Origin of the sequence: Staphylococcus sp. ACRSN, from assembly GCF_022346615.1 — a bacterium.
In the GTDB taxonomy this organism is placed as follows: domain Bacteria; phylum Bacillota; class Bacilli; order Staphylococcales; family Staphylococcaceae; genus Staphylococcus.
In genome coordinates this window covers 1-13,062 of record NZ_JAKRNS010000003.1, presented here as the reverse complement: position 1 = coordinate 13,062, position 13,062 = coordinate 1, and the positions used below count along the sequence as shown (strand labels likewise).

Annotated in this window: 8 protein-coding genes; 1 reads left to right on the top strand and 7 read right to left on the bottom strand. The window is 27.9% G+C overall.

Annotation, left to right across the window (positions count from 1 at the left end; genetic code table 11):
• Nucleotides 1-354: 354 nt before the first annotated feature.
• The 6 genes from yhaM to xdrA form a co-directional block, all read right to left on the bottom strand.
• Nucleotides 355-1,296 carry a 3'-5' exoribonuclease YhaM gene (yhaM, locus tag MHZ36_RS03540; protein WP_239229659.1) on the bottom strand — a complete coding sequence of 314 codons (942 nt, stop codon included), beginning with the start codon at nucleotides 1,294-1,296 and terminating at the stop codon, nucleotides 355-357.
• Nucleotides 1,296-4,229, bottom strand: a complete 2,934-nt coding sequence (locus tag MHZ36_RS03535) for an ATP-binding protein (RefSeq protein WP_239229657.1) — start codon at nucleotides 4,227-4,229, stop codon at nucleotides 1,296-1,298. Before MHZ36_RS03535 ends, yhaM begins: the two co-directional genes overlap by 1 nt.
• 1 nt (nucleotide 4,230) lies before the next feature.
• Nucleotides 4,231-5,415 (bottom strand): metallophosphoesterase family protein, encoded by a 1,185-nt coding sequence (locus tag MHZ36_RS03530; protein WP_239229655.1) that lies wholly within the window; start codon nucleotides 5,413-5,415, stop codon nucleotides 4,231-4,233.
• Nucleotides 5,416-5,844: 429 nt separating this feature from the next.
• Nucleotides 5,845-6,189: a YlbF/YmcA family competence regulator gene (locus MHZ36_RS03525; RefSeq protein ID WP_239229654.1), complete on the bottom strand. Its 345-nt coding sequence runs from the start codon at nucleotides 6,187-6,189 to the stop codon at nucleotides 5,845-5,847.
• Nucleotides 6,190-6,257: 68 nt separating this feature from the next.
• Nucleotides 6,258-7,388, bottom strand: a complete 1,131-nt coding sequence (locus MHZ36_RS03520; RefSeq protein ID WP_239229652.1) for a DUF445 domain-containing protein — start codon at nucleotides 7,386-7,388, stop codon at nucleotides 6,258-6,260.
• A gap of 275 nt (nucleotides 7,389-7,663) precedes the next feature.
• The gene (gene xdrA, locus MHZ36_RS03515) at nucleotides 7,664-8,128 is read right to left on the bottom strand and encodes an XRE family transcriptional regulator XdrA (RefSeq protein WP_239229651.1); all 465 of its coding nucleotides are present in this window, start codon (nucleotides 8,126-8,128) and stop codon (nucleotides 7,664-7,666) included.
• A gap of 431 nt (nucleotides 8,129-8,559) precedes the next feature.
• Here xdrA and purU point away from each other — a divergent pair, with 431 nt between their 5' ends.
• A complete protein-coding gene (gene purU, locus MHZ36_RS03510) occupies nucleotides 8,560-9,411 on the top strand; it encodes a formyltetrahydrofolate deformylase (protein ID WP_239229649.1) in 852 nt (283 codons plus the stop codon).
• Between the two features lie 546 nt (nucleotides 9,412-9,957).
• Here the strand turns inward: purU and MHZ36_RS03505 are convergent.
• On the bottom strand, nucleotides 9,958-12,576 hold the full coding sequence (locus MHZ36_RS03505) for a CDP-glycerol glycerophosphotransferase family protein (protein WP_239229648.1): 2,619 nt from the start codon (nucleotides 12,574-12,576) through the stop codon (nucleotides 9,958-9,960).
• Nucleotides 12,577-13,062 lie beyond the last annotated feature (486 nt).

Genomic DNA, 13,062 nt, shown 5'->3' with positions numbered 1-13,062 from the left:
ATTTCAATTTATCTGGGGATTTTTTATTCACTACATCGTATTGTTATCTCGCTTTTTTATGGGACAGCTTTAGTTTGTAGTCTTCGGCTTGTCCAATTTCCTCAAGAGTCTCGCTAAAATAAATTATATAAATATGGAATTTTACATTAAAATACAAAAATAAGATCCTTCGTATAATTTAATAAACACTACTAAATTAACGAGGTGCCTAATGTATAAAGAGTAATAATATGGCTCAACGACCTAACCATATTCAAAATAATATTGAAAAAGGCAATTTCTATATTATTTCAATAGAAATTGCCTTTTTATATTTGTCCGAGTACTTTATGTCTTAGATTCTTTATTTAGCAATTAATCTACGGATTTCGGATTATAGAACTGGCGCCCTTCTAAACCAAAGATACGTTCAGTAAATTGACCTTTATCCGTCTTTTTATATGCTTTTTCAAACATATTCATTTTTGCATCGATATTATCTATAAAGAATAAAATTTCTGCTTCTTTTAAATGTGGTAATTTCGGTGATCCAAATTCCATCTTGCCGTGATGTGCTAATATCATATGTCTCAATAGCATAACTTCTTCACCATCAATTTTTAATTCCCTAGCAGCTTCAGCTACTTCATCACTAGCTATAGAAATATGACCTAGCAAGTTACCTTCAACTGTATAAGATGTTGCCACAGGACCACTTAGTTCTTTAACTTTACCCAAGTCATGTAAAATAATTGAACTATATAACAGACTGCGGTTTAGTAAAGGATAAATATCACAAATTGATTTTGCCACGCGTAACATTGTTAAGACATGATAACTCAAACCACTAGAGAAATTATGGTGATGCGTACTTGCAGCTGGAAATGTGAAAAATGCCTCTTGATATTTACGTATCAGATGTCTCGTAATGCGTTGTAGACTGGCATTTTCAATTTCTAACATAAAGTGAGAAATTTCATCTTGAATCTCATCTGGAGTAAGCGGTGCGCCGTCAATAAAATCATATGGCTTATAATTATCTTCTGGCGTTGCAAGTTTAATTTTATTTATTTTCATTTGTTTTCTTCCGCGATAATTAATAACATCGCCTTGTACATGTACAATTTTTTCTGGTTCTAATACTTGCATATCTTCTTTAGTTACTGTCCATAATTTTGCTTCGATATCTCCACTCTTATCTTGAAGATACAGTGTCATGTAATCTTTACCTTGTGCTGTAACACCTTGTGTTGCTTTATGAATTAGAAAAAAGTGATCAACAGAATCACCTGGATTTAATTTCTCAACATTTCTCATTATTTACCGCCTTCCTCATATTTATTTAATGTAATTATTTGTTTTGAAGGCACACTTGTATCTTTGACACAAGTAAAATACAACATTTGATAATTCGAAGGCATTTGTCTTAAATAATTCATCATGATTTCTTTTCTTCGCTTATCAAAATGAACAAATGCATCGTCTATGATAATTGGAAATGGATAATACGGTTTTAAAATTTTTATCAAACTAAGTCTTAGTGCGATGTATAATATTTCTTTTGTTGATTGACTTAGTTCGACAGGTTCGTACATTTGTCCATTGTATTGTTTAACCATTAATTCATCATTAGCATATGTTACCTGAACATAATGACCGTTTGTTAAGTGGCTAAAAATATCGGTCGCTTCATTTATCACTTGTGGTAGACGTTTATCTTTTATTTGTTTGATGTGCCCTTCTACTAAAGATTGTAAGTAGCTTAAGCTTGCCCAATCTTTCGCTTCATCATTCACTTTATTTTTTAGTATATGGAATTTATGACGTAAGTCAGCTAAAGTCTTATCTGTTTCCATATCCGTTATTTTTGCATTCAAGTCACTTACTTCAGCCTGCATTTCTAAGTACTGATCATTATAATCATCTACTTGTTTTGATAAAATTTCATCTTCTTCTTGTAATTGTGCAGCTGTCTTTTCACTCAACTTAGAACTTAAGTCATATGAATAGTTTTGATTTTCAAGATATTTAGATAAATCATTGAAACGTGACATTTTTTGTTGGAATGTTCGATATTGAACATGATGTTGGTAGTAAGATTCTTCATCATTGACTTTAACAAAATCAAAAAGCTGATCTATCACATTGTTATTTTCAGCTAAACGATTTTGAAGTTGTGATAGTTCACTTTCAATCAATTTTACTTGCTCATCATTTCTGTTCCATTTATCTAAATTGTTGGTTGCTTCTTTTAACCATTGACGTACATCATGGAATAGTGATAAATCACTCGCATAGGTAAATTGATTTTTAGTAACTTCTTTCGCATGATTATAAAACGCTGTGATTTCTTCATGAAGTCGACGTGCTTGTTCTGACAATTCATTTACAAGTGTATCGTTGTCTTTGATTTTATTCATCGTACCAATACTATCAATTATTAATTCATCCGACATTTTGTCTGACAAGTATAAATCTGCTTTGACTTTGTTTAAATTATCGTCAGCAATTTGATAGTTTTGTTTAGCTTGTTGTAGATTATTCGTTAAATAACTAGACTTTTTGTCTAATGCCTCTTTCGTTTTTATTGCATTTTGAAATTGTTCACGAATTCTATATTGATCGTCTAAATCAAAATCCAAATCATAATTGTCTTCTAAATGTTTAATTTTATGTTGCAAATCATCAATTTCTTTAGTGAAAGTTTCGCTGTGACCTACCTCTTTTGTTCTAACCATAAAAATACCAATTATAAATACTATTGATAAAATTGCAAATATAATTGCGAATATAATACTGGATGAGATAAATGAAAAAATAGTTAATGCGACACCTATAATTGCTAATACAATTAAGCTCACACGGAACATATTTTGTCTTTTTTCATTTTCACGTTGCTCTATATCAAATGCTTCTTTCATTTTTTGATATAAATTATTTTTCTCTTGAAGTTCAAATACTCTTTTATTATATTGTTTCTTTTTTTCAAAATTCTCTTCTGGGACAATATCAGCTTCTAATGCATTCATCTCTGCATCATTTGTGTCCTTATCGATTTTATTTTCCTCAATATTGCGTTCTAATTGTTGAAGAACGGCAGTTTGTTCTTGCTTGTTCTTAATTTGATTGCTGACATGACTTTTCATAGCTTCAGAACTATCTACATGATGATGTACATCTTGCCAACCAATATTTGACTTTAGACCAGATTTCTCTCGCTCTTTATCTTTAATTTCTTTTTCTAATGCTTTTAGTTCATATTCCTTTTGTTTAATTTCATTTTCTTGTTGCTGAATATGATTAAAAGCATCTAAATCATTTTGCTTTGGCAAATGTATATTTTCATTTTCTGCCTTCAAATGCGCTAATTTTTCCTTACGTAACCCAATATCTCTTTTAAGATTTTGAGTTTGTAATTTAGCCGACTCATATCTATCTATACCTTGTTCAGGAAATTGAATAGGCTCTATATTTAAATCGGATTCTAAAGATTTCCACTCTTGTGTTTGGTCATGTAAAGCTAATTCTTTTTGTTTTTGATCATGCATCTTTGAAAGTTGTGTTAAATTTTGTTTTAAATGATTTAGTCTACGTTCCGACTTATCTTTATCGTCAACAAAACGTTTATAATTCGTCAACTTAGACTCTTCTTCTCTGATTTCAGTTTCTAATTCCCTTAATTGTTCAATCTGTTGATTGATTATAGGGTTGCGACCACTTTTCTTATATAAGATATCCTTTTTTTCATTTACCAGTTCTCTCATACTCGTGAATTCTGTAGAACCAAGGGCTCCAGCTTGCAATAAGTAATTTTGCAATTGTGTTTCATCCATTTTTTTATGAATATCTTGTAATCCAAGAACATCAAATGAAAAAATACCTTGATATGTACGTTTAGATATATAATTTAATTCTTTTTTCAACCATGCTTCATCTTTTATCATACCATTAGGTAAATAAACCTTCACATCACCTACAGCACTACCTTTAATACGTTCCACTTCAACTAGAGATCCATCATCTTGTATTAAAGTAAGTTTTCCACCGTACTGATTACCTAAACGTGGTTCTAAACGTGGTTTATTTTCTTTTTTAGTAGGGAATCCGAATAATATTGAATGTATAAATGCTTGAATTGTTGATTTACCAGTTTCATTTTCACCATAAATCTCAGTAAAATGTTCATCAAATTCAACTTTTCTTTCAACAAAACGACCATATCCATATATTTCTAACGATTTTATTTTCATATTATTCTCCCCTCAAATCTGACTTTAATAACAGCTCAGCGTGTTCAATCAATTTCCGTCTATCAAAGTCGCTATAATTTTCAAGGTATTTTGAAGCTTTAGGATTTAGATATAAATCATTCATTGCTTGATCAAATATACTATTATCCTCAATTAGCTCTGATGCAAATTCATTTACTAACGTATTTTGTTCATCAAATTTATTTCTGACAATTAAATCTTCTACAAAAACAAATTGATGTTCATTTTCTTCATAATCACTAATCATCTCTTTAACTTGAATTAAGTCTTGATCAGTTATGTTTTGATCCGTAGTCAGTTCAACAGTAAGTTGATAAATGGACTTGCCATTTTTCCGCACTTTATCTTTAAATGTTTGAATAGCTTCAAATATACCTTGTTTTGTTGTTTTATCAGTTTCTATAGTAGCTTTTTCAAAACGGATAAATTGTGTAGGTATGAAGTTTACATTTAATTTTAAATTGTTTCCTTCTACTAATAAACAACCTTTTTCTCCTAGTTCTTTAAAGTGTCTTCCTTGAATATTACCAGGATAATGTATTTGTGGCATATCACTTAATTCTTGTCTTTCATGTATATGTCCCAACGCCCAGTAATGATATAATTTACTGTTTAAATCTTCTAATCTAAACTCTGTATATCGATCTTTAGCAGCTGTTTTACTATAAGTTCCATGTAAGATACCAATATGTATACCTTTTTGTCCTTGGCTAGAAGGATATGCATCTATCTTATTTTCATAGCTTGCATCATTTTGATAACTAAACCCATGTAGGAATATTTCTTCCCCGCCTTTTGTAATCGTTTGGTATGTTTCAACATTCTCTGAAAACACAGATACATTATCAGGCCATTCTGTACCGATATTTACAGACAACGGATCATGATTACCATGACATATATACACAAAAATTTGCTCTTTTGCTAATCTATTAAATTGTTCTTTAAGAAAAACTTCCGCACGTAACGTACGATTTTCTTGATCAAACAAATCTCCAGATATAATCAGAAAATCAACTTCTTCATTCAATGCTAAATCTATAATTTTTTTAAAGCTTTCGTAAGCACTATTTTGCATATCTTCAAATATAGACTGACTCAAATAACTTCTAGATTTAAAAGGGCTATCTAAATGTAAATCAGCACAATGAATAAATTTAACCATATGATATATGTTCTCCTTTATCGAAAGGTTATTTGTAGTTATGTATGCATAACTATTTTTCTATTTTATAAGTAAAAATAGCTTTATTAAAATACATACATGGCACCACCTAGTATCTTTATATTTTACCACATAGATAAAGCATCAGTCGATAAAACACATAAGGTACAAAAATATATACACTTTAAAAATACTTATTCAAATTCATAAATCACTATTATTTCGTACCTTATTTCATTACATAAACAAAACATGATTAGTCCTAAGGTGGTACTAGTTCAAACTTTATTCTTAATATACAGAGTAATCTTCTAAATTAACGTACAAAACGGCAATTTCTATTTAAATAGAAATTGCCGTTTTATACTTGAGTCAGAAGATTAAATCTCCTACCCTTAATTTAGAAATCACTTCTACATTGACTAAAAATTAGTCAGCGTAGATTTCGTCTAAAGGTTTAACAATGATTTGGTTGATTTCTTGGAATACTTGGCTCATATTTTGTTCTGCAGCCATTAATTCAGAAATATTAGAATCATTTTCGATTTTTTGAGCTTGTTCTTGTGCTTTTTGTAGCTCTTCTTCACCGATTTCTTCACCTTGCATTTGTTTTTGTTGGAAGCTTAATTGAGTTTCACGGAACTCGTCAAATAAGTCTTTTGATTCTTGATTTTCTTTAACTTTAGCATAAGCGTTTTGAATTGCTTTGTATTCATCACTTTCTCTTAAAGCTTGTTCTAATTGATTAGCATGATCGTGTAAATTTACTGCCATTCTGCTTCACTCCTTTTGTGTTTATGTGTTAAAACCACATCGGTACTACAATAACATAATTTAATATGTTATACAAAGATAGCAATTACGCCTTGTAATAAGCCTATAATTCCTCCTAATAAAAATCCTAATAACATGATTAATTTTAATTCTTTATTTGCAATATCAATAATTAATTTCTCAATATAATCTAAATCAAATGTATTAATTTGTTCTTCGACTAATTGTCTCAAATTTATCTTCTTCATAATTGGCGACAAATGCTCTGATGCATTTTCAATAATAATGTTTGTAAGTTTTTTTGCAACTTTATTTTCTAAAAAAGTTATAAACCCTGGCATTAATTGTTTTAAAGGTTGGTTTGATTTTTGGTCCATTGCTAGATAACTAACTGCAAGTTCATTCACTGACGACTTAATTGTATTGAACTGAGATTCACTTACGACTTCAGATAATGATTTAGCTTTCATAGTTTCATATTCACTTTCAATAACTTGTGTCGCTATACTTTTGGCTTTTGGATGTTCAGTCAATCTAATCAATTCATGTTGGATACGTTCAGCAATACTTTCTTTAGTCATAAACATTTGTAATAAGCCGACTATTTTACCTTTTTCTTGAAAAAACGTATCAAGCATCGATGCAATATCCGTAGCACCTTTGTCTGATTGTAAATATACTCGTGCTCTTTTAAATAATAAATCTGGAACTAATCCAACTTTATGATCTAATGATTGCTCTATTTCATAAGGTAAAATACTCTGAATTGATTGTTCCTTATGTTCTACATAGAATTTATCTAAATTATTAGAAATGAGTTGCTGCAATTTATCATTTGTAAATCCTGTTACATCAATATCTAATTTGCTCGAAAAATATTGAATTGTACTTGAATCTTCCTTTAATTTTGCAATTTGTTGTTGTATTAACGCTTCTATTGTTTCTTTTGAAGATGGTTCGTTCAATTTAGATTTGAAAACTGACTCAGTAAGTAAATGTTCTTCAACAACTTGTCCTATTTTATCAGCAATTTCCCCTCTTCGCTTAGGAATAAGTCCTGGCGTGAATGGAACTCTTTTTTTAAATATATAGTATGTTTTAAATGGATGGAATAACATTCTAACTGCTATTACATTAGTTACACCACCAATTAGCGCACCTATAACCATCATAAATACTATGATCAAAAATGCATGCATTTACATTAACTCCTTTAATTTAACTTTTAAAATATTACTCATATTAAAACTATTATCATATTGTATAACATACCGTACCTAATTGTGTAGCATAATACTATTTCCTGAAATAAAACACCGCTTTTATTTTTATAATAAATAAAAAAGACCTAAATCATTGTTTAGGTCAAATTTACAATATAGTGACTAAATCATTCAAATATAATTTAAACACTTACTTTTATTAAAACTAAATCATATAAATAATGATTCTTCTATCACTTTTCCAATGCAATCTATACGTGCATTAACTCTTCTTTAGAAATTCTACCGAAATATGTTTCCGCTTCTCTCATTTTTGAAGTACCAAAAATAGGTTGCGTTTCTTTATTTAGTACACGATAAATATCACTTACTTTGTTACTTTGTAAGATAAAGCCATTTCTACTATCTATAGTATTCCAATATATATCACTAGTAGTTGAGTGATTTGGATATGCACAGTGATTACGTGAAATTGTTTGTACCATTTCTAATGGATCACAACCAAATGTACTATTTAATACATCTGAATCTCTAAATAATGCACAAATTGACACACATGTTGTCCAGTTAGGTAATACTCTCTCTTTTTCTATTTGAACTAATGTCTTCTTTGAAAGACCTATAGTTTGAGCCATTGTATCTTGCGTATAACCTGCTTCGATACGAACCATTTTAAATTTTGTTTGAATTAAATCTGTAAAAGTCTGTCTATCCATTACTTTAATCTACCTTTCATAAAAAGAATATTTTATCCGGACACAAGAAATTGCAAAAATACACGCTTCTTGAAACACAAATTACATCTTAATACAATTTTTAATAAAATAAAAGAGTGAAATGAAATTTTCATTGTTTTTAATTATTGGCGAAATTATCAAAATAATCAATCATATTAGCAATAAGGCATAATCTTTTGTGAATTATAGTTGTGTAAGCGTATCAATAATATATGTATTAAAGTATCCTTGGTTACTTTTTACCTTTTTGAAGTAAAAAGAGCATAATCATTATAGCTTATTTAACCTTGTTTCGTACAGTTAAAAACTTATTTAATTTAAAAATTGTTAAATATAATTATATTGATTTACTTTATTCAGAATCTTCATTATAATTTGAATTACTTTTAAAATTTGAGGTGTCCATATAAATGAAAGATAAATACATATTACTAGCAACATGTTCTGATAAGGTTGGTATCACATCTTTAATCACTAACATAATCGCTAAACATAATTCTAATATCCTACACCTTGATCATTTTACAGAATATGATAGTGATCAAGATACAGAAGGAAAATTATATTTAAGATTTGAATTTGAAAAAGTTGATACGGTAAAAGATGCACTAGAAAAAGAATTAGAAGACAATAATATTGAGTTTGAATTATTTGATAATAGTAAAAAAACTAAAATTGCTTTATTTGTATCAAAAGAAGACCATGCGTTTAACGAAGTATTATTACGTATACAACGTGGAGAAATTCCAGCTGAAATCGTGTGTGTTGTAAGTAATCATGAAAATAATAAACACTTTGCAAATGCGTTTAATATTCCTTTTTATCATGTTCCAAGTAAGAATCCAAAATCTGAAGTTGAACAAAACATCTTAGATATTTGTGCTAAACATGAAGTTGAACTTATTGTTTTGGCAAAATATATGCAAATCTTAACTGATAATTTTGTAAGCCACTATCCAAATCAAATTATTAACATCCACCATTCATTCTTACCATCCTTTATCGGTGCTAATCCATATAAACAAGCATGGGATCGTGGTGTTAAACTTGTAGGTGCAACGAGTCACTATGTTACTTCTGACTTAGATGAAGGACCAATTATTGATCAAGATGTCACACGTATCAACCATAGATATAATGTGAAGGATTTACGCAAAATTGGTCGCCATGTTGAATCGCGTGTATTAGCACAAGCTGTAGAACTACATGTACAACATAAAGTTATTGTAACAGAAGGCAATAAAACCATTGTATTTTCATAGACTTTAATATTATTATAATTAAACCTTAGACAACTGTTTAATTATACATTCAAATATACAATCCAAGCACAATTTTAATTTAATAATTTACTTATAGTAATATTTTTATGAATTTTTATAAAACACCACAATTTGTTTCTATTTAATAAATTGTGGTGTTTTACTATATAATACTTAATTTTGATACGAAAATATTGTTGGAAATTTGAAATAAAGCGCATACTTTATATTTTTTAAAAGTTAATACTTATTTTCAATGAAATCACTTTAAATTCAACAAGTTTTCGAGTCACTACAATTGCTGTATTTTACTTATCATTAAAGTGAATTCAAAAATTCACTATGTATATTTATCCATTGATATTAATACATGAAGTTCAAACATTCTACTAAAAATTGTTTTTTATAATAGCTGTAACGCTGAAATATCACTTAATAGATTTTCCTCTTTCATTATTTGAAAATAAAGGGAGCGCATTGAAATTTGTCGATTTCGATGTGCTCCCTTTTAACAGATAAACTACTCAAGCTATTTATTTAAATAGATTAGTATTTTGTTAATCGCTCTATAATATTTTCATAAATTCTCTTATTATTATCTTGATCGATATTTTCAAAAATTGACTGCTTATTGACGGCTTTAATTTCATTATTCGATTTAATATAATCACCTATTAATTTAACGAGACTTGTTTCATCACTTACAATTTCTCCTAAGAAAGTCTCATGAATAGGTCTTAAAATACCCTTTCTAAAAAAGCGTTTAACATCAAAGTGATAGAAAATAACAGGTTTATTCATATAAGTAAAATCAAAACTTACACTACTATAATCCGTTATAAGTAAATCATGTTCAATCAACAATGACTGAACTGTTTGTTCTCCTAATTCTACATATTTAACTTTTATATGATTATTCGTTAAAAATAATTTAAAGAAGTGCTGCGCTCTATAATGTGGATAAAAATTAACTTCAATATCATTATTTTCTATTAATTGATTCAATTCTCTATTTTTTGTCAAATTGAGATATCTTTGTAAATATTCACTATTTTCAAAAGCTATATCACTATTTAACCAATCTCTCCAAGTAGGCATAATTAATATCTTTTTAATTTTTTTACCATTTTCACGAATTGGTAATTCATCAAATCTTGAAAGCCCTGTAACATAAACGTTTTCAGCTTGATACCCCATTTGATTCATAACAACATCTTGTTTTTCATTTTCACTACTTACGTTGAACATATCAAAGGGTAAGTCATAAAAGGCTTTATGATATTCCACATTTTTGCGTCCTAACACACCGTGCTGTAAAAACACTTTAATCGTGTTTTCATATCCATAAAATCCTTTTGCTGGTTTATATGGTAAAACATTTTCTAAATCATGTGTAGAAATCAGCACCTTAGCTTTATTAGCAATTTCAAAATGTTTTAATGATCCGAATTCCAATACGTTTTTATTATTTTTTATTTTAGTATAATCTGCTGAATACGAATCAATAACATAATACGCTTCAACTGATGTATTTTGCTGTAACCAATTGAAGAATACAATGCCGTTATCTTGTGCTGTATCAAACCTTTCAGATATTAACCAAATATTATTGTCTTTGCTTTCGTTATCCATAACACTCATTTGTTCATTTGTAATTGAAAATCTTTCTAATTTTATATTTTTGAAAGGTGTAATTGTGCTTAGATAAAACACACGTTCATTATTTGTATCAAAAATATATTGAGAGAAAAATGCATCTTTCTTATATTTAACAGTTCTATATCGAATTTTTTCTTTTCTAACAATAGTATCGTCTTCTTTAACATTAATAAATAAATCAATAACAGTCTTAGATTTTGAAATAACTTGATCAATTGTTTCATAATCTAACTTTAGCTCAGTTTCGCCTACATCAATTTGATATTCAATATAATCATTTGTATATCTATCTTCAAAAGATAATGTAAAAGTACAATGTGAATATAAATCATCAGCTTTAACAAAGAAATTAATTTTTTCATCTTTTATATAATTTATCCCATTTTTAAAAAATGGCTTTTTATACAATAGCTCTATCCCTTTTTTTGAATTAAAATCCAATAAATAGTATTGGTTATTAATACTGATATTAGACTGATATAAGACCCTATCATTGTTTTGTTCTCTTATACTATAGATAACGCTTCTTTTTGTTTCACCATCATCTTCAATTCCTTCAATATATAACTTCTTTTTTTCAGCTGTATTAGTAAGTGAACTGAAAGGTATCTTCGATGTAAGTTGGTTACCTAACCGCTTCAGTGGATATTTTTCAATAATATGATTCTCATTATTCATTAGTACTAAATTTTCAAACTCACTTATAACTTTAGATGCCGATTTGTCTATTTTAATTAGATATCCTGTCTTATCTGGCGCTTCATTAATAATCATATTAGAAACATTTAAAATTTTATGAAATACATAAAATTTATTATCATTAATTTCAATATGATAATGATATAGATTAAATTCATAATTCCCTGTAAAATTAACTCTATGGGCAATATCACTCTTTATTAAAAATAGTCTATCAAAATCTTGCATAACTAAAGATTCTATATTATCAATCGGTATAGTAAATTGTGAATCTCCTATTTGCTTTAAATCAATTAATTTATTTTCCGCTTCTTTTACTAATAATAGTTGCTCAAATTCAATTTTCTTATTTGTTTTAAATATTAAATTTGAGCCCTCAATATATGCTTGACACTTTACATGTTTATCCTTAAATTGAAACGATTCATTCACCTTTTTGATAAACATATCTTTACCAATTTGATATTTACACAATGCATTATCTAATGATAAGTAAAGTTCATTTTCCGATATATTTTTAACCCACAATTTTTCATTGTTATAATACAAATTTAGTTTTAGAAAAGGTTCATATTCTTGAAATACTAAATCATGCTTATTTATTTCCATTATCAAATGATTTAATTTCGATTTTCTAAACGTTGCATCTGCTTTCTTATTTTGTATTCTTAACTCAAATCCTTGTTCTTTTGGTAATATAAAATTCTTATACTTGAAAACAACTTCAATCTTATTACCTTTGTCATATAGATCTATACATTCAAACTTTTTAATCAATAAGTTTTTCACATTATATAGTATCCCCATTAACATCTCTCCTATTCGTATTTAATAGTTTAAATATCGTAATTGCAAAGAGACATAATTTTAATTATCTATATTTCACTTTTATAACTTCCCAGTTACTTCGATGTATAACATACTTATTCCCATTAATTAGACTATTACTATAATAATCATGCTTTTATTAACATATTCCCTAATATTTAACTTACTTTAGCATTAAATAACTACAGAAATATCTATCATTGAGATATTTCATCAAAATTCAAAGTTTTATATTCATCAAAATTATATCATTCTGAAATTTATCCCAAACATATTTTTTAAATTTGTGGAAAATGACACTAAAACATATTATCACTAACTCAAATTATTTCCAATACATTTTTATTATTTTATAAATGTATACGATTAGTACAACGCTTTCATATAAGTGTTCAAAACTTAATATAAAAATAAAAAGCACCACTTAAAATTAGGAATTATACTAACTTTAAGTGGTATCTATCA